Origin of the sequence: Myxococcus stipitatus DSM 14675 (assembly GCF_000331735.1) — a bacterium.
Taxonomy (GTDB): Bacteria; Myxococcota; Myxococcia; order Myxococcales; family Myxococcaceae; genus Myxococcus; species Myxococcus stipitatus.
Window position 1 is genome coordinate 2,011,679 of sequence record NC_020126.1, and the last position, 19,726, is coordinate 2,031,404.

The 19,726-nt window shown below is 70.0% G+C and carries 18 protein-coding genes; 8 read left to right on the top strand and 10 right to left on the bottom strand.

Annotation, left to right across the window (positions count from 1 at the left end):
• Window positions 1-23: 23 nt before the first annotated feature.
• Window positions 24-1,058: a hypothetical protein gene (locus MYSTI_RS08055; protein ID WP_015347225.1), complete on the bottom strand. Its 1,035-nt coding sequence runs from the start codon at window positions 1,056-1,058 to the stop codon at window positions 24-26.
• 297 nt (window positions 1,059-1,355) lie between these two features.
• Here MYSTI_RS08055 and nfi point away from each other — a divergent pair, with 297 nt between their 5' ends.
• Together nfi and MYSTI_RS08065 are read left to right on the top strand one after the other, a co-directional pair.
• Entirely contained in the window at window positions 1,356-2,057 is a 702-nt protein-coding gene (gene nfi / locus MYSTI_RS08060) for a deoxyribonuclease V (RefSeq protein ID WP_015347226.1), read from the top strand.
• A gap of 103 nt (window positions 2,058-2,160) precedes the next feature.
• Window positions 2,161-2,655 carry a DUF2267 domain-containing protein gene (locus MYSTI_RS08065; RefSeq protein ID WP_015347227.1) on the top strand — a complete coding sequence of 165 codons (495 nt, stop codon included), beginning with the start codon at window positions 2,161-2,163 and terminating at the stop codon, window positions 2,653-2,655.
• Here MYSTI_RS08065 and MYSTI_RS08070 read toward each other — a convergent pair.
• The 4 genes from MYSTI_RS08070 to MYSTI_RS08085 form a co-directional block, all read right to left on the bottom strand.
• Window positions 2,603-3,019 carry a Mov34/MPN/PAD-1 family protein gene (locus MYSTI_RS08070; protein WP_015347228.1) on the bottom strand — a complete coding sequence of 139 codons (417 nt, stop codon included), beginning with the start codon at window positions 3,017-3,019 and terminating at the stop codon, window positions 2,603-2,605. The two genes, MYSTI_RS08065 and MYSTI_RS08070, sit on opposite strands and share 53 nt — an antisense overlap.
• Window positions 3,020-3,038: 19 nt before the next feature.
• Window positions 3,039-4,013: a hypothetical protein gene (locus MYSTI_RS08075; RefSeq protein ID WP_015347229.1), complete on the bottom strand. Its 975-nt coding sequence runs from the start codon at window positions 4,011-4,013 to the stop codon at window positions 3,039-3,041.
• A gap of 34 nt (window positions 4,014-4,047) precedes the next feature.
• Complete coding sequence (locus MYSTI_RS08080) at window positions 4,048-5,811, bottom strand: vWA domain-containing protein (protein ID WP_015347230.1); 1,764 nt, start codon at window positions 5,809-5,811, stop codon at window positions 4,048-4,050.
• A 335-nt stretch (window positions 5,812-6,146) separates the two neighbouring features.
• Window positions 6,147-6,854, bottom strand: a complete 708-nt coding sequence (locus MYSTI_RS08085) for a metallophosphoesterase (protein ID WP_015347231.1) — start codon at window positions 6,852-6,854, stop codon at window positions 6,147-6,149.
• A 423-nt stretch (window positions 6,855-7,277) separates the two neighbouring features.
• Here MYSTI_RS08085 and MYSTI_RS08090 point away from each other — a divergent pair, with 423 nt between their 5' ends.
• Both MYSTI_RS08090 and MYSTI_RS08095 read left to right on the top strand, forming a co-directional pair.
• Window positions 7,278-7,949, top strand: coding sequence for an RNA polymerase sigma factor (locus MYSTI_RS08090; protein WP_015347232.1), 672 nt, complete (start codon window positions 7,278-7,280; stop codon window positions 7,947-7,949).
• 46 nt (window positions 7,950-7,995) lie between these two features.
• A complete protein-coding gene (locus MYSTI_RS08095) occupies window positions 7,996-9,183 on the top strand; it encodes a hypothetical protein (protein ID WP_015347233.1) in 1,188 nt (395 codons plus the stop codon).
• A gap of 67 nt (window positions 9,184-9,250) precedes the next feature.
• Here MYSTI_RS08095 and MYSTI_RS08100 read toward each other — a convergent pair whose 3' ends face one another.
• From MYSTI_RS08100 to MYSTI_RS08115, 4 genes are all read right to left on the bottom strand, one after another.
• Window positions 9,251-10,417 carry a hypothetical protein gene (locus MYSTI_RS08100; RefSeq protein WP_015347234.1) on the bottom strand — a complete coding sequence of 389 codons (1,167 nt, stop codon included), beginning with the start codon at window positions 10,415-10,417 and terminating at the stop codon, window positions 9,251-9,253.
• Between the two features lie 11 nt (window positions 10,418-10,428).
• Window positions 10,429-10,974, bottom strand: a complete 546-nt coding sequence (locus tag MYSTI_RS08105; RefSeq protein ID WP_015347235.1) for a zf-HC2 domain-containing protein — start codon at window positions 10,972-10,974, stop codon at window positions 10,429-10,431.
• The gene (locus MYSTI_RS08110) at window positions 10,967-11,611 is read right to left on the bottom strand and encodes an RNA polymerase sigma factor (RefSeq protein ID WP_233278205.1); all 645 of its coding nucleotides are present in this window, start codon (window positions 11,609-11,611) and stop codon (window positions 10,967-10,969) included. Before MYSTI_RS08110 ends, MYSTI_RS08105 begins: the two co-directional genes overlap by 8 nt.
• Window positions 11,612-11,734: 123 nt before the next feature.
• Window positions 11,735-12,223: a PaaI family thioesterase gene (locus MYSTI_RS08115; protein ID WP_015347237.1), complete on the bottom strand. Its 489-nt coding sequence runs from the start codon at window positions 12,221-12,223 to the stop codon at window positions 11,735-11,737.
• Between the two features lie 125 nt (window positions 12,224-12,348).
• Between MYSTI_RS08115 and MYSTI_RS08120 the strand changes: the two genes are divergently transcribed.
• Complete coding sequence (locus MYSTI_RS08120; protein WP_015347238.1) at window positions 12,349-14,658, top strand: ATP-dependent helicase; 2,310 nt, start codon at window positions 12,349-12,351, stop codon at window positions 14,656-14,658.
• Between the two features lie 238 nt (window positions 14,659-14,896).
• Here the strand turns inward: MYSTI_RS08120 and MYSTI_RS08125 are convergent, their stop codons facing one another.
• Window positions 14,897-15,937 carry a BamB-related PQQ repeat family beta-propellar protein gene (locus MYSTI_RS08125; RefSeq protein ID WP_233278206.1) on the bottom strand — a complete coding sequence of 347 codons (1,041 nt, stop codon included), beginning with the start codon at window positions 15,935-15,937 and terminating at the stop codon, window positions 14,897-14,899.
• 95 nt (window positions 15,938-16,032) lie between these two features.
• Here MYSTI_RS08125 and add point away from each other — a divergent pair, with 95 nt between their 5' ends.
• The 3 genes from add (at window position 16,033) to MYSTI_RS08140 (ending at window position 19,701) form a co-directional block, all read left to right on the top strand.
• Window positions 16,033-17,196, top strand: coding sequence for an adenosine deaminase (gene add / locus MYSTI_RS08130; protein WP_015347240.1), 1,164 nt, complete (start codon window positions 16,033-16,035; stop codon window positions 17,194-17,196).
• Window positions 17,197-17,306: 110 nt separating this feature from the next.
• Window positions 17,307-18,086, top strand: coding sequence for an SDR family NAD(P)-dependent oxidoreductase (locus MYSTI_RS08135; RefSeq protein WP_015347241.1), 780 nt, complete (start codon window positions 17,307-17,309; stop codon window positions 18,084-18,086).
• Between the two features lie 190 nt (window positions 18,087-18,276).
• Window positions 18,277-19,701 carry an RtcB family protein gene (locus MYSTI_RS08140; RefSeq protein ID WP_015347242.1) on the top strand — a complete coding sequence of 475 codons (1,425 nt, stop codon included), beginning with the start codon at window positions 18,277-18,279 and terminating at the stop codon, window positions 19,699-19,701.
• The last annotated feature ends 25 nt before the right edge of the window (window positions 19,702-19,726 follow it).

Sequence of the window (19,726 nt, forward strand, 5' to 3'; positions counted from 1 at the left end):
GGGTGTTCAACCTGGGGGGAGGGTTACTGCCAGCAGCCGTAGACGTTGCCGCCGGAGTTCCACTGGAGCTGGTGGGAGTAGTCGCCGGCCCAGAGGGTGGTGTTGACGGGGTGCACGCTCCAGCCGCCAATCCGGTCCGGGCTGATGGAGGTGGCGGTGGTGTTGGGGTCGTCGCGAACGCGCTTCCAGATGACGCTGCTGCTCGTGTCGCAGCGATTGGCGGCCATGCAGTTGGCCACCTGGTTGCCGGCGTTCGTGCACACGTTCCAGAAGATGGGGCAGATGATGCTCAGCGCGGCGTTCTCGAACCAGCCGAGGGAGGCCTTGCACTGGCCATGGACCCCCCAGTGCACCGCGTTGGAGGCATTGGCGATGACCTCATGCGGATAGGTGTACTCGGTGACGACGCCCTTGCCCGCGTAGACGTGGGCGTAGGCGAGGAAGGTGGAGCACACCATGCCGTTGTTGGCGGCGCCGCCGGGGATGTGGTGGGCCGTCTCCAGGTCCTTGTACTGATACAGGGAATAGGGGACACGCTCGCCGTTCCACAGGGGCCGGTCGATGAGCTGACTGTTGTCCGCGCGGGAGACATCGGAGACGTACGCGTGGTTGAACCAGAGGTTGTCCGCGATGGTGGCCGCGCCGGCCGCGTCACCCAGCTGCCACGCCGTCCACTCCGGGCCTCCCTGCCCATTGTCGTCGTAGTAGTAGTGGTAGGCGCCGCCTTGATTGATTTGCTCCAGGCCTGGGTAGCCGTGCTGGAGCTGGCCCGCGTTGAGCGGTGTTCCACAGACCTTGGGCCAGTCATTCTGGTTCGGGTCCGTCATGGTGGCGTGCGTCACTCCTCCCGTCGGGCCATGGGAGAGCATGGAGTGGGTGCGGAACTCGCCAATGGCATCAATCACGTCGCGGATGGGGCCATCCTCGCTCCGGCTGAACACCACCGCGCCGTTGGGGGCATTCCATCCAGCGGACGTGTAGCCACATTCCGAAGCCGTGGCGGGAAAGGCGACCGCGAGCGCGGACACCGCGAGACAGCCTGTGAGGACTCGACGCATCAGTTACTCCCGGACATGCGGCGCTCCCTGGGTCCGGCCCCTCTGGTGACCCAGGCGTGACTCGGAAGCGGTCCTTGGGAGCGGATTCACCGGCGCCTGGGCGCGCTCAGGGTACGCATGGGGTCCCAGCATTCCAGTCCGGACCTGGAGGGCAGTGAGACAGGGGACACGTGGTCAGCCCTCGAGGGAGGTGAGAGCGTTTGCTGTCACACGGTGTGGGGGCACATCGACGCCGAGCGGGGTTGCACTGAACAGGTGGAGCCACAGAGTCCAGGTCCGTCAGGAGGCGGGGCGCACATGGAGCTTCAGGTGGGATGGCATCGCTGGGACGTCACGCCGAAGGAGGCGGTGGAGATTCAGCGTGAGCTGCGGTCGAAGGTGGTGCTCCAGCCGCCTCCTGGGTTGAAGGTGGAGCGAATCGCGGGCGCGGATGTGTCCACCGAGAAGGGGCGGGACACCGGCTATGGCGGCATCGTGGTGTTGGACGCGGGCTCGCTGACGCCCGTGGCGCAGGCGGGCTCGGCGGTGCCCCTGCGGTTTCCGTATGTGCCTGGGCTGTTGTCGTTTCGCGAGCTGCCGGTGGTGGCGGAGGCCTGGGCGCGGCTCGAGGTGCGGCCGGATGTGCTCATCTTCGACGGACACGGCATCGCGCATCCGAGGCGGCTGGGCATCGCGTGTCATGGCGGCTTGTTGTTGGGGGTGCCGTCCATCGGCTGCGCCAAGTCCCTGCTCGTGGGGAAGCACGGCCGGTTGGGAGCGGCGCGAGGCTCCACGTCGCCCATCCTCCACAAGGACGAGGTCGTGGGGATGGCCGTCCGCACGCGCAAGTCGGTGCAGCCCGTCTACGTGTCACCGGGCCACTTGATGGACCTGCCCACGGCGGTGGAGTGGGTGCTGCGCGCGAGCCCGAAGTACCGGGAGCCGGAGACGACACGTCACGCGCATCGGATGGTGAATGCCTTGCGGCGCGCGGATGGTGAGGCCGCGGAGCTGGAGTGAGGGGGCGGACAGCCAGCCGCCCGTCCTTCGTGCCGCGTCGTGGTGCTCCCGGCGTGGGCCATGGGCACCCTGAGTTCACGACTGCACATCGGGAGGGCATGCCATGGCGGACAAGCGGGAGCAGGAGGGCCAGGACACGCCGCGCGGCACCACGCGCGAGCTGCCCATCGAAGTCCGCCGCGCGCGGAGGAGCGCCGCGCACGCGAGCCAGACCTATGCGGCCTTCCTCCAGCATCTGTGCGAGCGGGGAGGCATGTCGCCTGCGGTCGCCGAGCGGGCGGCGGTGTCCGTGCTCTGCGCGGTGGAGCAGCGAATCTCCAGCGGAGAGACACGGGACCTGGAGGCGCAGCTTCCGCGCAAGCTGTCGGAGCTGTTGCACCGCTGTGAGCGCCACGAGGCCGCGATGCCCGGCGGCTTCGGGCGCGAGGCGCTGCTCGAGCACGTGGGCTCGGACCTGTCGCTCCACCCGGACGCCGTGGCGCCCGTCGTGCGAGCGGTGCTCAACGCGGTGAGGGATCAGATCTCCGAGGGCGAGGCCGAGGACGTCATGGACCAGCTCCCCGAGGACTTGAAGGAGCTGTGGCGTCGCCCGAGCTGAGCGGCCGACCCGCTGGGCACATCCCGGAGGCCTCGCGCAGGGGCTCCGTCCACCACGGCTCGTCGGGGACATGCACGTCCTGCCCCTCGACGCGAGCGACCATGCCCTCCGGTGCCACGACGGAGAAGCGCGGCGCGCGTCCGAGCGCCTGCGTCAGCGCGGCCATCGTGGTCTCATCCTCGGAGGAGAAGCCCAGCGGGCCCTCGGGGTGGCTGTGCGCCACTTCGACGAGCTCGTGCCGCCAGCGCCAGATGGCTTCCCACCGCGCGCGTGAGTCCGGAAGCAGGACGGGGCTGTCGGAGGCATCGCACCACAGCACCGTCTCGTCCCGGCCGATGAGCAGACACACCTCTTGCTTCGACATGGCCTCTCCTCCCCACACCTCACCCATGCCGGGTGACGACCAGGACTCCCGTGTCGATGGCCTCGCGGATGACGGACGGAAGACTCTCCAACGTCACCTCGCTGTCCGCTCCCGCGAGACACAGCCCCGCGTCGACCACCTGGAGCGTGTTCGCATCGACGATGGAGATGAAGCGCTCCTCCATGAAGGCATACGTCACCTCCAGCTGGTTTCCGCCCAGCTGGCGATGGTTCAGCAGCCGCGCCCCCGCCCGGTGCAAGGCGGCCTCCGCTCGGGACATGTCGTCGGGCCGCGTCCTCGGTCGATGCGAGAGGTACTCTGACTCCACCCGCTCGCGAGGCTGGACGACCCGCGCCGCGTGGCGCTCGAGCTCCCGCCGGGCCACGAGCGCGCGTTGATGGGCCTCCCGCTCGCGCAGCAGCGTGTGGAGATACGCCTCCGCCTCGGCCCGCCCTCGCTCGGCGATTCCCAGCACCCGGGTGCGAGCCTCCGCGGGCACGAACCGGATGCCCGACGCTCGCGAGGCCACCTCCAGCAGCACATAGCCGAAGGCCGCTCGCAGCGGCGCGCCCACGCCCTTCACCGAGGAGAGCGGCTGGCCCTCCTCCAGGGCACGCCGGGCCAGGTCCTCCGCCTCGCCCTCGAACTCCACACCGTCGAACAGCAGGGTGCCGTCATGCCAGCGCCGCGCGCTCACGGGCGCGAGCACGGGCGGCTGCTCCTCCGGCATCAACTCCAGGGGCTCGGCCACCGCGCCCTCGCGCACCAGCCGGGTTCCCCACAGGTGGCCTCGCACGCGAGGAAGCGTGTCCAGGCCCTCGGGTCCGGCCGGCTCACGCGCGGTGGCGTCGCGGCCTCGGAGCTCGAAGCGCCACCACCCTGGCGCAACAGGGGGCGTGACCCGGAGGCGTCGCGTGGCGGTGTCCACGGTGCCGCTGCCCAGGTATGGCAGCACCACCGACTCCGTCTTGCCGAGGAACTTCCGGTAGTCCACGACGCCTCCTCACTTCACCGCGATGACTTCGGGTTCACGCCACCTTCAGCAGCGGCGTGCGCATCACCCGCTCCACCCAGCCGGACTGGCTGGCGCCGGGAAGCGTCGGCGCATCCATCAGCGCCTTGAGCACCCGAGGGACCTGGTAGGGGTCCGAGAACTGGTCCACGTTGACCTCGCTGAAGGGCACGCGCAGCTGGCTCGAGCACGTGCGGACCGTGCTTCCACGGGCCCCCGCGACACTCACCAGCAACGCCAGCGCCGCCACCGAGTAGCCGCAGTCACGGAAGACACGGGCGAACTGGTCACCCGCCTCACCCGCCTCGTCGCCCACCACGATGACCACCAGCTTCGCCCCCTCCGGCACCTTCACGCCGCTGCGGTGCAGCGCGAGCACGCCGGCCGCATGCGCCGTGCCTCCCGACGCCTTCAGCCCCGCGAGCATGTGCTGGACCGCCGTGCGGTTGGACGCCTTGGGCTTGAGGACGGTGCCCGTCGTGTCGAACGCCGCGATGTGCAGCTTCTCCATCGGGAAGCCCGCGAGGATGCGCGCGAGCGCCTCCTTCGAGTTCTCGATGGCCCCCTCCATGGAGCCCGACTTGTCGATGAGGAACATCACTCGCACGTCGGTCTCCGCCGTCGCCTCCTCCACCGCCTTGCGGGCGGCGTTGTCGCTGGCCTCCTCGAGCTTCTGGCGCAGCACGTCGCTGCGCACGTTCTTCGCGATGTTCAACGCCCGCTGGTCCGTCGCCGTCTGGATGGCCTTCTCCCAGCGCGTGCGGACCGTGGGCTCCGCCAGCAGGCCCAGCTCCTCGAGCGTGGGCGTCATCAGCCGCAAGTCGCGGTCCGACAGCGAGGGCAGGAGCGCCGCCATGATGGCCGGAGTCATCCCCAGGTCCTGAGGCAGTCGTCCCACGACCTCCTTGTAGGAGAGCCGCTCGTGCTCGATCCACTCGCAGATCTCCGCCTCCGACAGCCCGTCGAAGCGCTCGCGCTTGACCAGCGTCAGCCCGTTGAGGCCCACCGTGCGGTGCCCGCTCTCGGCCTGCTTCTGCTTCCAGCCGAGCACCTCGAAGAAGCCCTGCGCGCGCGGCTTGTACCCCGCCTTGCGAGCCAGCTTCTTCAGCGTCTCCTTGTAGCCCGCCTTCACGAGGCCCTGGAGCATCGACACGTTGGCCTCACGCGCCGCGAGCCAGCGGGCCGCCACGCGCTTCCAGCGGCCCAGGGGCGGCTTGCGCGACGCCGGGTCACCGAAGCCCGCCTCGCGGTTGAGGCGAGCAATCTCCGGCTGCTCGAGCAGCTCCGCGACGCGCAGCACCGCCTTGGGCGTGAGCATGCGCGTGGACTTGCGCTCGTAGTGCAGCACCATGGCCTCGCCGATGGCGCGCCAGTCGTCGTCGTGGAACGCGACCTCGCCGCCGTCACCCTTCACGGGCAGGCCGGCGTGGCTCTGCACCAGCATCAGGGCGCACGTGGCCACCTTCAGGTCACGCCAGTCCGTCTGCGTCAGCGCGTACGACGCGAAGTGCGCCATCAGCACCGAGTTGAGCTGGTAGATGTCCAGGAGCTGCCGGTAGAGCTTCACGGCCGCGGGCACGAAGAGGCCGGGCTTCACCGGCTTGCCGACCGTGCGCTGCGCCGGCGTGGCGTAGGCGGCGGCGACCCAGGTGCCATTCACATCCAGGCCCGGCCGGTTGTGCCACAGATGCGCGGAGCCGCTGAGCACCAGGTCCAGCAGTCGCTCCGCGGGGCCTCGCTGCGTCTCGGGAATCAGGGTGGTGTTCTGGGGCGTCGACATGGGAGTCCCCCTTTCGGGACGTGCGGCGGGTCAGGCGCGGGGCGGACCCCTGGCATCCGGTGCCAGGGGAGTGCACCGCGCGTGGAACGCACGGGGGCCTGGGCGTGCTCGAGGCACGGCCACCCGCGCGAAGCTGTGAGGTGAGAGGAGAAAAAATGCGCCCGAGTGACGAGGCCGATGTTGCTTGGATTAACGGTCCAGTGTTCTGCCGATTGAACTACGGGACCTGACGGTCCCGGCGGGAGTCGAACCCGCATCTCTCAGGCGTGTCTGGCCCCGTCGGCCGGGCGCGAATCCGTGGGATTCGAGGCGGTGACTTCAGCGGACGCGGACGTCTAGGAGTAGACGCACACGTCGCCGTGAATCGGGAACTTCGCCACGTCCTTGCCGCCCCGGTAGGTCTTCCGTGCGGGGACGGAGACCAGCTCCCAGGTCGGGAGCACCACCGCGGTCAATGAGCGGCCGTACACGCAGCCGGTGTCGATGCCCACCGCGTACTCGGTGACGAGGGGCTTGTCGAAGACGGTGTGCCCGAAGATGACCCGCTCCGGCCCTTGCCAGTAGTGGGTCCAGAACTTCCAGTCCGCCGGTGCCTTGGAGGGCCAGTAGCTCTTCTTCGTCGGTGGCTGGATGCACTGCGCATGGAGCAGGTGGTACGGGTCCTGCGCCTCGACGGGGCGGCCGGGCATCATGCCGGCGTGCACGACGATGGCGTTGTGCTCCGGCAGCCGGAGGTAGTGGGGCAGCCGGGCCATCCACTCGAAGTGCTCGGGCTCCAGCACCTGACGGGTCTCCAGGTGGTCCGGAGTGAGGCGCTCCGCGGCGCGGTGGCGCTGCTGGAGCTGGGTCTCCTCGTGGTTGCCGAGGACGGCCTCGTGCCGCATGGCCAGCTCCACGCACTCGCGCCGCTTCGGGCCCCGGTCGACCAGGTCTCCGGCGAAGATGACGCGGTCGCTGGAGGTGGCGCCCACCTTGGCGAGCAGCTCCAGGGCCTCGTCATGGCAGCCATGGAGGTCTCCGATGACGATGGTGCGGGGGGACATGACACGGTTCCTTGGAAAGAAGATGAGCGCCCGAGTTGGGAGGCCGGAGGGCTGAATTATCAGTTCAGTGCCGGACCACCGGCGGAACCCCCGGGAGGGGGGCTTGGAATCGAACCAAGGCTTGTGGGGCCTTCCTGCCGGACGCTCGAAAGCAGTGCGGCCAGGGACGCGGACTCCCGGGTTTCCTGACGGGCCATTCCCGGCTCCCCCGCCCGCCCTCTTCTATAGGGTGGTTTGTCAGGAAACCGGCGCCGACCGGGTCGGGGCTCCTGGAGGCCTTGCTGTCCGGTTGTCCGGGCGGCCATGGCCTCCTGCTCCACTCGGAGGCTGCCTGCGGATGCCAACGTGGTACCTTGCCGCGCCACATCCCTGTAATTCCATCTCCCGGGGCGGTTCTCCGGGCACAGCCCTCAGGTCCTTCCGGTGTACGAGCAGCTCTCGGATGACGAATTGTTCGCGGAGGTCGTGCGACGCCGCGCCACGGGTGAGCCCATTGGAGGCCCACTCGGTACGTTGGTTCAACGATGGGGCCGGCCTGCCCGGTACGTCATCAGCAAGATTCAGTCGAGCTACGGCCGAGGGTCCCCCGCGGACGCGGACGAGCTCTACCAAGACGCGGTCGGCAAGTTCATCGACCGTGGGCTGGACCAGTTTCGGGGTGTCTCCGAGCAGATGCCGGGCCGGAGTGCGTCTCCCAAGACGTTCTTCCTGCGCATCGTCAAGCACGTGGCCATCGACTTCTACCGGCGGCACCGCGAAGAGCTCGCGGCGCCTCCGTCAGACCCCGATGACGCCATGGAAGAGCCGCCTTCCGAGCGGGCTCGCGCGATGGAGATGGGCCGAAGGACCGAGGAGCGGGCGGACGCCCAGGAGCTGTACTGGGCCGCGTTCGCACGACTCCAGCAGGAGCACCCCAAGGAAGCCTCGGCATGGGAGCTGTACCACCACGAGGACGTAGAGGACCACGAGGAATGCGCCCGTCGCCTGAACATCACCGTGGTCAACTCGTACAAGCGCGTCAGCCGCGCCCAGGCCTACTTGAAGCTCTACCTGCTGGATCTCCAGCGCGAGTCACCACGCGGGGAGGAAGCGTGAGCCTCCTTCCCGGCAGCACCTCGGGGTTTTCAGGAGGAATGAACTCATGAACATCGATGCCATGTCTCGCTACGCCACCCGTCGCGCTCAGCTCTCCGAGGCGGCGACCCCTCCAGGAGCCGTCCTCGAAGCAGCGGGGGACCTGTTGAGGCGGGCGACCCGGATGGGGACCGAAGGTGTGGAGGCGGCCCTGCGGGGCCTCGGTCGAACGGCGGTCGAGACATGGCTTCAAGCGCAGAAACCCCAGGCTCTCCAGCCGGTGCTGTTGAGAGCGGCGGAAGAAGCGATGGAAGTGGTGCTGGACGGCGGGGAGGAGGCCGAGGTGTGGCGGGCCTCCGCGCTGGACGGACTGGCGGCCCGGGACCGTGCCGCCTCCGCGGCGGTGGCCCTGGCCGCCTGGGAAGGTCTCCACGGTTCCCTCCAAGGTGACGCGGCCCGGAGTCGCGACGCATTTCTGGCGGCGCTCGGGAGCCTGGATTCGTTGCTTCGCCCACGGGCGCGCTGGTTCATCCCGCTCAATCCGCAGCGCCGGCAGGAGCTGGACCTCCTCGAGCCCGCCGAGCAGGAGACGTCCTGGTGGTTCTCGTCGCGAGCGGGCTGCGATGACCTGGTGGCCACGTGGACGGGCGGGCCGCAGACGTCTTCTTCGCATCTCCAGGGCTGTGTCGAGTGCCGGGCGGACATCGCGGATGCCGCGCCCGTGGACGCTCCACCCCGCCGCCACCTCACGCAGGATGACCTGTGGCGCTTCGACATGGGCCTGATGTCCACCGATGAGCGCGAGCGCGTGGACGCGCACACCGCGCGCTGTGGCGAGTGCGCCCAGGCGGTGCTGGCCTTGGGCGAAGGTGATGATGCGATGGAGGAGGCCCTGGAGATGGAGGAGGGCGAGGCGGGCGTGACGCGTGCCGCGCGTTCTTCCCGCGCCCCGGTGTCGCAGCGCCCGTCCGCGGCGCGCCATCCGGAGTCGCGCGAGGTGTTGGAGGAGCGCCGGGACTTTCGCGTGGTGCTCGTTCGCGAGCGTCAGCGTGTTCGCCTGGTGGTGCAGCCCCTGTCCGGCCGGACGGTGACGGCCGCCGTGTTCCTCAGTCCGGGCCGCCCTTCGCTCAAGCCCACGTCGGGCCCGGAGGGGCTCGCGTTCGACCTCTCGTCCGCGTCCTCCACGGGCGCGCGCTCCGCTCACCTCACGGTGCAGGCTGGAACCGAGACGCTGGAGCGGGACTTCGCCTTCTGAAGTCACCTCGCGGGACCGGGCCCTCGCGCCGAGCGCGGGGCCCCTGGGTCTTCCGCGAGTGCGGCGTCTAGTCCTTGGGCGTGAGCGCGCGCTGCGTCTCGAGCGCCTCGCGGCTGAGCACGGGCGGCCGCGGGATGGGGAAGCTGCCCGGAGGGACGCTGGCGCGGAAGCCGTTGGCCAGGAAGCTCAGGACGAGCTGCGCGGGCGGCGGCCGGGTTCCCAAGGCGGCGCCACAGAGGTCGACCCGGTCCATGACGCGCGGACCGTCGTGGCGCTCGTACCGGTTGCAACTGCTGTCCACCGGGGCGCTCCGGTCCCGCTTCAGCTCGCGCGTCAGCCGGCCCCACTTCATGGTGAGCTCCCCGGGCGTGATGCTGATGGCGACGGGGTCGCTTCCCCAGACACCTTCGATGATGGTCCGCGCGCCGCCCGCCCTGACCTTCAGCTCCAACGGGCGCTGGCCGAAGGTGCCCGTCACCTCGATGCCGTGCTCGTAGACCTCTTCGGAGAGGATGCTCACCCAGACGCCATCGGCCCGCTGGGTGTAGGGCTTGTCGGCCGCGACGCGCCCGTTGTTGAACCAGACATCGCCCACGCGGCCGATCGGCACCTGGCTGTTCTTGGACACGGCCGTTGCTTCATCGAGGCCGGAGGGGCCCGTGCTGGCGACGAGGGGCCGTGAGGCGAGCAGGTCCGTCACCGCGACGGAGGCGTCCACGACGTCGAAGCGCACGCCATCCAGCCACGCCTGGCCGGTGCCGCTCATGATGAGGCCCGCCATGATGGTGGTGGCCTCCTTGGGAACATCCAGCACGACTTCGTAGCGCTTGCACCCGCGCGAGCCGACGAGCGCGCGCGACTGCATGTTGTCGAAGGCGAGGGGCTGCTTCGGGTCGGGCCCTTCCACCCGCATCCAGAGCCCCGCCCAGCCATTCACGTCCTTGACGCGCATGGCGGCGGAGAAGCGCAGCCGCTTGCCGCGGTAGTCCTGCGCGCCGAAGGCCTGCATGAAGGTGCCGTAGCCGGCCTCGTCCGGCGACAGCGAGCGGAGGTAGGCGCTGCGGCTGCCCTCGCAGGGCGAGGCGGTGTCCACGCCCGCCTCGTAGCGCTTGGGCGCGCTCTCGGTGACGTACCAGCCCACCGGCAGCTTCGGGGCGCCGCCAGGCGACTGCGCCGCGGCCACCGGGGCGGCCAGGGCGAGCAGCAGGGCGGCGAGTCTCTTCCGGAAGTCCATGGGGGGCGTCCTCACAGCGACACGGGCCCGCGGGCATTGAACGCGCCCTCGGGGAGGCCGGTATGGGCCTCGTAACGGGGAACCTCGGCGATGCCTCCGGGGTTCATGACCAGATACCCTCGCTCTGTTGCCTTCCGTGTGCAGTCGTCCTGCGTGGCCAGGTCGGGGCAGGCCACGACGTGGGTGGGTGCATCGTCCTGGTCCAGCTCCAGCGCCACGGAAGGCGCCGTCGCATCCAGGGGCTTCGTGGGAGCGCTCCCCCGCGGGTTCTTGCTGGGGAGCATCACCAGCGCGAGGGAGGCCGCGATGGCCGCGATGGCCGCGCTCGTCATCGTCTTGCGCCCGCTCCATGCGGCGGGACGCAGGACGCGCTCCCTCGGGGGGATGCTGCTGGCGACTTCGGCGAGCTGCTCCGACAGCATCGCCTCTTCCTGAAGCAGCACGGCGCAAGGCTCACACTCCAGGGTGTGGGCCTCCAATGCCGCCGCCTTCTCCGGGGCCAAGGCGCCCAGGATGTATTGCTCCGCGGAGTCGCGGGTCAGGTGGGGCTTAAGCATGGGTCTCCTCCTCGAGCGCGGTCCGCAGCTTCTTGCGCACCTCGCACAGGATCTGCCGCACGCGTTGGACGGACAGTCCGACCCGGGCGGCGACTTCGGCATGGGGTAGCTCCTGGCCATCACAGGCCAGGAGAAACACGCTCCGCGCGCTCGGCGACACCTGGGCGAGCGCGGCGTGGGCGCGGGACAACTGCTCTTCGGAAAGCAATCGACGCTCGGCGGACACGGAAGGGTCCACGGGGTGCTGCCGCTCGGGCAGCTCCTCCACCGCACCGGAGATGGACTCGCGCCGGACGCGGCGGGCGTCGTCCGCGGCCAGGAAGGCCGCCTGGGTGAGGGCGAGGTTGGGCAGGCGCAGCTCCGTCAGCAGTCCGCGTTGCTGTTGTTGGATGAGCCGCGCCCACGTCTCCTGGGCCAGCTCATGCGCCCGGTCCACCCGGACGCCTCGGGCCAGGAGCGATACCACGACGCGGCGGTGGTGGCGCGCAACCAGTGCGTCCCACGCCGCCCGGTCGCCGGCCAAGGCCTTGCGCGCCAGGGCGTCCTCGTCGGACCCCCGCTCCGCCTCTTGCGGCTCTTCGGCATCCCTCGACAGTCGAAGCGTCGTCATCCGCAGGCCCTGCACGGCTGCACTCATGCCGTCTTCCCGTCGCTCTGAATCGTAGCCGGGGTGCGGCCGCTCCCCGGTGTCCCGGTAACGTGTGTCCGTGGCGGACATATCGCCGGAGACTCCGAAGATGTGCGGAGGGGTAGGCAAGGGTCAGTTCGTTGCGGGGCTTTCGCCTGAGGCCCAGGGGAGGTTGGAGAGTCGGACCACACCCTGGCAGCGCCCACAGACGCGGTCCTGGGCATCGTAGACGCGGGCGGTGGCGAAGAGGAGGGTGAGGCCCTGGCTGTCGATTTCGGACTCCACGCGGAGGCGATCACCGGTGACGGGGCGCTCGAAGCTCATGGAGAGCTGGACGGTGGCGCAGCGCCGGGTGGGGTCCACCAGGGCGCCGCTGGTGCCGATGGCGAGGTCGAAGAGGGCGGCGAGGATGCCCCCGTTGACGGCCAGGGCGCTGCCCACGCCTCCCCGGTGCTCGGGGCGCAGTTCGGGGAGGGTGACGACGACCTTGTTGCGGCCCTCCGGGAAGGAGAGCCGGGCGCCGAAGTGACGCAGCGTGAGGCTCTGGTTGAAGAGCTCTGCGTAGCGGTCCAGGGCGGCCTGGGTGGGGCGCGTGGGAGGACCCGAGGAGGAGTCGGACATGGCGTTGCGCCCTATATAGCCGAGCGCGAAAAGCCAGGGGACCGGGCGACCGGACGGGGATGGTGGAAGGACGCCCACCCGGCGGCGAAAGACGTTAGAAGCAGAGGTTCCCTCGAGAGTCTCCCGTGAACGCCCACGAATCCGCCCTCCTCGAAGACCTGAATCCCCCCCAGCGTGAGGCCGTGCTGCACATCGGCGGTCCGCTGCTCGTCCTGTCGGGCGCCGGCAGCGGCAAGACGCGCGTCATCACCCGCCGGGTGGCGTACCTGGTGAAGGTCCACGAGGTCTTCCCGTGGCGCATCCTGGCCGTGACGTTCACCAACAAGGCCGCGAGGGAGATGCGCGAGCGCCTGGTGCAGTTGCTCGGGCGCCAGGCGAATGACCTGGTGGTGAGCACGTTCCACTCGGCGGCGGCCATGATCCTGCGCCGCGAGGCGGAGCACGTGGGGCTCACCCGCTCGTTCGTCATCTACGACGACGGGGACCAGCTCAACGTGGTGAAGCGGGCCATGCGGGAGGCGGGCCTGGAGCAGTCCATGCAGCCCCGCGACATCCTGAGCCGCATCGACCAGGAGAAGAACGCGGCGCGCCTCCCCGAGGACATGGAGGTGGAGCCCGGTGACGAGCGCGGCATGCTGGTGCGCAAGGTGTATCACGCGTACCAGGAGCGCCTGCGCGCGGCCAACGCCGTGGACTTCGGCGACCTGCTGCTCCTCCTGGTGTCGCTGTTCCGCAAGCGGCCGGAGGTGTTGGAGAACTACCGGCGCCGCTTCCACCACGTGCTGGTGGACGAGTTCCAGGACACCAACCCCGTGCAGTACGCGCTCCTGAAGCAGCTGGCCCCGCCGCCGTCGGCGAACCTCGTCGTGGTGGGCGACGACGACCAGTCCATCTACCGCTGGCGCGGCGCGGACGTGGACAACATCCTCAACTTCCCGCGCCAGTACCCCGGCGCGAAGGTGGTCAAGCTCGAGCAGAACTACCGCTCGGACCGCAACATCCTGGATGCCGCCTACGAGGTCATCCGGAAGAACACGCGCCGGATGGACAAGAAGCTGTGGTCCGACCGGCCCGCGGGCCAGACGCTGCAGCTGATGCTCAACCGCGACGAGCGGATGGAGGCGCAGGAGGTGGCGAGGCAGATTCTCGCCCTCCAGCGCGAGGGCTTCATCAAGTTCTCCAGCATGGCGGTCTTCTACCGGGTGAACGCGCAGAGCCGCGTGCTGGAAGAGGGGCTGCGGCTGGCGCGAGTCCCCTACACGCTGGTGAGCGGACGCAGCTTCTACGACCGCGCGGAAGTGCGCGACGCCTCCGCGTATCTGCGGTTGATGGTGAATCCGCGCTCGGACGCGGACCTCTTGCGCATCATCAACACGCCGGCGCGAGGCATTGGCGACACCACGGTGGAGCGGCTGACGGACCACGCCAACACCCAGGCGAAGAGCCTGTTCGAGGTGCTCTCCGAGCCCGAGCGAGTCCCCGCGCTGAACAGCACTGCGGTGAAGCGGCTGCGCACGTTCCACGGGCTGCTGAAGACGCTGCACGACTTCGCCCAGGGCACGACGGACGCGGCCAGCGCGGTGGACGAGATGCTTCGCGAGACGAAGCTCGTCGAGACGCTGGTCGCGGAAGGCAGCGACGAGTCGAACACGCGCGCGGAGAACCTTCGCGAGTTCCTGGGCGCGGCGCAGGAGTTCGACTTGAACCGCGCGGCGGCGGCGGTGGCCGCGGCGTCGCAGCCCCGTGAGGAGGTCCCCCCGGAGGTGGATGCCGCTCCGTTGTCGGCGGACACCCCGCCGCTTCAGGCCTTCCTCGAGCAGATCTCCCTGGTCGGCGACGCGGACGCCGAAGTGGGGGAGGGCCGCGTGGCGCTGATGACCCTCCACGCCGCCAAGGGCTTGGAGTTCGACGCGGTGTTCCTCACGGGCCTGGAGGACGGCGTCTTCCCGCACTCGCGAGCGCTCAAGGGGGAGGACCCGGACAACGGCGAGGAGATGGCCGAGGAGCGACGCCTCTGCTACGTGGGCTTCACGCGCGCGCGCAAGCGGCTCTTCGTGAGCCTGGCGCAGTGCCGCTCGCTGTTCGGTGAGCTGCGCTACAACCCGCCCAGCCGCTTCCTGCGGGACGTGCCTCCCGCGTTGTTCGGCATCAGCGAGCAGGACGTGCCGGAGCCTCCCCGCGCCGTGGCGACGCCGCCGCGCAAGCGCACGTGGGATGACGACGACGGGCCTCGCATCGACCGCTCCTACTCCCAGACGTCGGACATGGACTCGGTGAGCGGAGACGTGCGCGGCATGCGCGTGCGTCACGAGCAGTTCGGCGTGGGCCGCATCGTCGCCACGGATGGGACGGGACCCAACGCCAAGGTGACGGTGGAGTTCGGAGGCGCCGTGGGCCTCAAGCGCGTCATCGCCCGCTTCTTGATGCCGGGCTAGCGACGCAGGGGAAAGGGAGTCCGCACCCGAGTGAGAAAGCCAGCAGGGAACCTGCCAGATTCATGTCTGGTGCCTTTGACCACTCGGCCATCCCTCCACAGTGGCGGAGGGAGCTGGATTCGAACCAGCGAAGTTGGGGCGTGTAGGGCTTCTTCTGCCGGGTGCGGATGCGGGAAATGACGGCGTGCGCTGAAGAAGCCTGACGGCGTGGCTCGCGAAGCCCAGGCTCGAGGAGCCGTCAGGGCCGCTCTGGTGGGCGCAGCTTCCACGAGAGGATGCGCCCGTCCCTGCCCAGCACGAACACCTGGTCCCCGATGACGACGGGCTGGGAGCGCAGGGCGGTGTCCGTGCGCAGGGAGAAGGCTCGCTCCCACGTGGGCCGCTTCAGCGCTACCAGCCGCCCCTGTCGGCCTTGGGTCGGGACCAGCAGCACGTCGCCGTGGACCTCCGCGACGGCGGTGGTGAGCCGGTCGGGCAGCTCCACCCGGGCCACTTCCTGCCCGGTGGCCAGGTCGAGCCCCAGCAGCACTGGCGACTCCTCCTTGCTCGCGCCCACCCACAGCACGCCCAGCGCGGACGACGGCGGTCCGGTGAGCTCCTCCGAGAACCCCTTCTCCCACAGCGGAGTCCCGTCCTTCGCCTGAAGGGCCCAGACGCGCTGGTCCCGCGTGCTGGCGTAGAGGACGTCGCCCCGCGCCGCGAGGCCCAGCACGTTCCGGAGCTCCCGCTGCCAGGCGAGTCCTCCATCCTCCAGGGACAGGGCCCTCAGTCCCGCGTCGCCGAGCGCCACGACGAGCCGCCCTCCCGCGAGGACGGGGGAGGGGAGTCCTCGTCGGGTGTCCAGGTGGGCCTCGTCGGGCTTGGGCGGCGCAACCCTCCAGCGGACCTTTCCCGTGTCCACCGCGAGGGCTCGCACCGCTCCGTCGGGAGCCACCACGTACACGGCGGTCCCCCCCGGAGCCATCACGAGGGGGGTGAGGACGGGGGGCTCACCGGTGAGCCGCCACTGCTCCGTGCCAGTCGAGAGGGCCAGTCGCACCAAGTCCCCGGCGACGGTGCCGGCGATGACGCTGTCTCCCGCCACCACGGGCCGGGTGGCCACCTCTCTTCCCAGGGCGACCCTCCAGACGATGCCGCCGCTGGGGTCCAGGCGCACCACGGCGCCGGCCTCGTTGCCGGTGAGGACCCCGTCCGGCAGGGGCGTCAGCCCGGCCCGGGAGGAGGCATCGGTGGAGGTCCGGAAGGCCGTCTCCGCGGGCTCCCGGCATCCCACGGCCATCACCAGTGTCAGGGCGAGCGCGAGGAGGGGGGGCCTGCATGGACACGTACGGGGCGACATGGTTTGGAGGATGGCGTAAGGAAGGAGATTCGACCATGCCCACGATTCGCGACGACGAGATTCCCAACGCCACCGGCATCCCCTCCGGGGCCCGGCGGACGGACCTGGTTCCGCCTCCCACGCTGGCGGTGACCGAAGAGCTGCTCCACGCCCTTCCCAAGACGGACCTGCATTGCCACCTGGATGGCTCGATGCGGCTGAAGACCATCCTCGAGCTCGCCGAGCAGCAGAAGGTCAAGCTGCTCGCCGACACCGAGGACGGCCTCGCCAAGGCCATCCACATGGGCGAGGTCTGCAAGAGCCTGGAGGAGTACCTCGTCGCGTTCGATGTGACGCTCTCCGTGCTCCAGACGGCGGACGCCCTCTACCGCGCGGCCTATGAGCTGGCGGTGGACGCGGCGGCGGAGAACGTGCGCTGGCTGGAGGTGCGCTACTCGCCCGCGCTGCACCTGCAGAAGGGCCTGAAGATGACGACGGTCATCGACTCGGTGCTCGAGGGCCTGCGCGTCGCCAAGCGCGAGACGGGCATCAAGTGCGGCGTCATCGTCTGCGGCATCCGCCACATCAACCCGCAGACGTCCATGCGGCTGGCGGAGCTGGCGGTGGCGTACAAGAACCGGGGCGTCATCGGCTTCGACCTCGCGGGCGCCGAGGCCAGCTTCCCCGCGAAGGACCACAAGGACGCCTTCCAGCTCATCCTCAAGAACAACGTCAACTGCACCGCCCACGCGGGCGAGGCGTACGGCCCCGAGTCCATCTCCCAGGCCATCCACAACCTGGGCTCGCACCGCATCGGCCACGGCACGCGGCTGCGCGAGGACGGGGACCTGCTCAACTACGTCAACGACCACCGGATTCCGCTGGAGGTCTGCCCCACGTCCAACGTGCAGACGGGCGCGGTGTCCAGCCTCGCGGCGCACCCGCTGAAGTTCTACTTCGACTACGGCCTGCGGGTGACCATCAACACCGACAACCGCCTCATCACCGACACCACGGTGACGAAGGAGCTCTGGATCGCGCACAAGGAGCTGGGCCTGTCGCTGGATGACCTGACCACCATCATCGTCTCCGGCTTCAAGAGCGCCTTCCTCCCGTTCCGCGAGAAGCAGGACGTGCTGCACGCGGTGAACGAGGAGATCTCCAAGACGCTGGCGGCCTTCGACAAGAAGCGCCACGTGTCGGTGATGCAGCCCGGGTGATGGCGTAGCCCTCGCTTCGAGCGGCGCGGCCTCATCGGCTCCGCGCCGCTAGGTGTGCCAGGGACGCTCGCAAGGGCGTCCCGGGTGTCTTGGTCCGGAGGGTGGCGCACATGGACTTGGAGTTGAGCGGCAAGGTGGTGCTGGTGACGGGCAGCTCGGACGGGCTGGGCGCGGCGGTGGCCCGGCGGCTGGTTCGAGAAGGGGCCCGGGTCGCCCTCTGTGCCCGAGGCGCGGAGCGGCTGGAGGCGACCGCGGCGGCGCTGCGGGCCGACGGTGGCGACGTGCTCGCGATGCCGGCGGACGTGTCCAAGGCCTACGAGCTGGAGCACTTCGTGGACGCCGCGCAGGCGCGGTGGGGCAGGGTGGACGGGCTCGTGAACAACGCGGGCTCGGCGGCGGGAAAGCCCTTCGCCTCGGTGACGGACGCGGAGTGGGAAGCGGACCTGCAGCTCAAGTTGTTCGCGGCGGTGCGCGCGGCCCGCCATGTGCTGCCTCACCTGAGTGCGTCCGGCGGCGGGTCCATCGTCAACGTGCTGTCGATTCGCGCGAAGGAGCCCGGGGCGCAGTCCACGCCGTCCTCGGTGACGCGTGCGGCGGGCATGGCGCTCATGAAGGCGCTGTCGAAGGAGCTGGGGCCGCGCGATATCCGCGTGAACGCCGTGCTCGTGGGCATGATTGAGAGCGGCCAGTGGGAGAAGCGGGCTCAGAAAGCCGGCAAGCCGCTGGCGGAGCTTCAGGCGGAGCTGGCGCGCAACGCGGGTGTCCCCCTGGGGCGCATCGGCAAGCCGGAGGAGTTCGCGGACGTGGTGGCCTTCCTGTTGTCGCCTCGCGCGGGCTACATCAGCGGCACGGCCATCAACGTCGATGGTGGGTTGTCCGGCGCGGTGTAGTCCGCCGGCGAGCGCGCTGAGAAAGGCGCCCGGCGTCGTCAGGCCCGGGTGTGCCTGTCGTCCCTGCGCGTCGAGGACGGGCTTCACGCCGTCCGGCGACCGCGGCTGCTGACCCAAGGTCCACCATCTCTTCCGCCACGTCCCCCCGGGACGCTCGCATGCGAGCACCGGGGCATTCCTGAGCTGGGTCATGCAGCCGAAACTGAATCGGCTCCTGCGGGCGCTTGCCCGTGAGGGGCTCGAGGTGACCTATGACGGTCGCCTCTACTCCGTGCGCCTCCAGGCCGACGCGAACGCGCCGCCCGCCGAGGTGCTTCTTCCCCCGGACCTGCCCGTCGAGGGCAAGGCCTTCCAACAACTCGCGCACCTCGCGGCCCTGCGGCACCCCAGCGGTGGCGAGGTCCTCCGTGTGCGCGCCACGCCCGACTTCCACCCTGGTGACTCCGGTGTGGCCATCGGCTCGGTGCTCCACACGCGAGGGCTCGTCGTCCCTGGCGCCGTGGGCACCGACATCAACTGTGGCATGCGCCTGCACGTCGCCGACCTGTCCGTCGACGACTTCCTGGCTCGACGTGATGCCTTCGTCGAGCGCATGAAGGGCCATTACTTCTTCGGAACGCGGGACGTGGCCATGTCCTCGCGCGCTTCCACGGCGCTGCTGCGCGACGGCATCCCGGGCTGGCTCCTGGAGACGCTGGATGCTCCCCTGGGGTGTGCTCGCGCCGCGGACTTGAAGCAGCTCGACGCGGAGGTGGAGCGCATCCACCTGGGCGGCGTGCTGCGAGGCAACCCGGACTGGGCTCCCGAGGCACTCACCCGTGAAGGCGTGGTGCGTGACGCGGGCCTGGCCACCATCGGCGGAGGCAATCACTTCGTCGAGGTGCAGCGTGTGGAGGCCGTGGAGGACCGGGCGCGAGCCTGGGCCTGGGGTGTTCGCGAAGGGCAGCTCGCCTTCATGATTCACTCCGGCAGTCGGGACGTGGGCAAGCACGTGGGCGTGGCGTGGAAGGACAGGGCTCGCAAGGCCTGGCCTCAGGGGGCCCCGTTCCCCGACAGCGGCATCCTTCCCCTGGCGGACGAGACCCTCGTCTCCCAGTACCTGGAGGCCGAGGCCACCGCCGCCAACTACGCCTTCCTCAACCGCCTGCTGCTCGCGGAACTCTTGCGCCAGACGCTGCGCGAGCTGTTCGGCGACGTGGAGGCGCCCCTCGTCTACGACGTGCCCCACAACATCACCCTCCCGCACGAGGGCGGCTTCCTGGCGCGCAAGGGGGCGTGCCCGGCGGCCGCGGAGCAGCCCGTCATCATCCCGGGCTCCATGGGCGCCACCTCCTTCCTCATGGTGGGATGTGGCGACGCGCGGGCGCTGGAGTCCGCGTCCCATGGCGCGGGTCGGGCGCGCTCCCGCTTCTCCCTGGCCCGCGCGGGTGCGGACCAGAGCGAGGCGGCGCTGGGCTTGAAGGGCGTGGACTGCATCTCCCTGCGCGAGGAGCGCCGGGTGGAGGAGGCCCCCGCCGCCTACAAGCCCATCCGCCCGGTGGTGGACTCGCAGGTGGAGGCCGGCATCGTGCGCGAGGTGGCTCGGCTGTCCCCGCTGCTCACCTTCAAGGCCTGAGGGGGCCGAGCGCTGGAGGACGGTG

Coding starts and splice junctions, on each gene's coding strand:
- MYSTI_RS08105 (WP_015347235.1), bottom strand. CDS start 10,974: ATGCTTAAGCCCCACCTGACCCGCGACTCCGCGGAGCAATACATCCTG.
- add (WP_015347240.1), top strand. CDS start 16,033: ATGCCCACGATTCGCGACGACGAGATTCCCAACGCCACCGGCATCCCC.
- MYSTI_RS08135 (WP_015347241.1), top strand. CDS start 17,307: ATGGACTTGGAGTTGAGCGGCAAGGTGGTGCTGGTGACGGGCAGCTCG.
- MYSTI_RS08070 (WP_015347228.1), bottom strand. CDS start 3,019: ATGTCGAAGCAAGAGGTGTGTCTGCTCATCGGCCGGGACGAGACGGTG.
- MYSTI_RS08085 (WP_015347231.1), bottom strand. CDS start 6,854: ATGTCCCCCCGCACCATCGTCATCGGAGACCTCCATGGCTGCCATGAC.
- MYSTI_RS08110 (WP_233278205.1), bottom strand. CDS start 11,611: ATGAGTGCAGCCGTGCAGGGCCTGCGGATGACGACGCTTCGACTGTCG.
- MYSTI_RS08115 (WP_015347237.1), bottom strand. CDS start 12,223: ATGTCCGACTCCTCCTCGGGTCCTCCCACGCGCCCCACCCAGGCCGCC.
- MYSTI_RS08095 (WP_015347233.1), top strand. CDS start 7,996: ATGAACATCGATGCCATGTCTCGCTACGCCACCCGTCGCGCTCAGCTC.
- MYSTI_RS08055 (WP_015347225.1), bottom strand. CDS start 1,058: ATGCGTCGAGTCCTCACAGGCTGTCTCGCGGTGTCCGCGCTCGCGGTC.
- MYSTI_RS08065 (WP_015347227.1), top strand. CDS start 2,161: ATGGCGGACAAGCGGGAGCAGGAGGGCCAGGACACGCCGCGCGGCACC.
- nfi (WP_015347226.1), top strand. CDS start 1,356: ATGGAGCTTCAGGTGGGATGGCATCGCTGGGACGTCACGCCGAAGGAG.
- MYSTI_RS08100 (WP_015347234.1), bottom strand. CDS start 10,417: ATGGACTTCCGGAAGAGACTCGCCGCCCTGCTGCTCGCCCTGGCCGCC.
- MYSTI_RS08125 (WP_233278206.1), bottom strand. CDS start 15,937: ATGGCCGTGGGATGCCGGGAGCCCGCGGAGACGGCCTTCCGGACCTCC.
- MYSTI_RS08080 (WP_015347230.1), bottom strand. CDS start 5,811: ATGTCGACGCCCCAGAACACCACCCTGATTCCCGAGACGCAGCGAGGC.
- MYSTI_RS08140 (WP_015347242.1), top strand. CDS start 18,277: ATGCAGCCGAAACTGAATCGGCTCCTGCGGGCGCTTGCCCGTGAGGGG.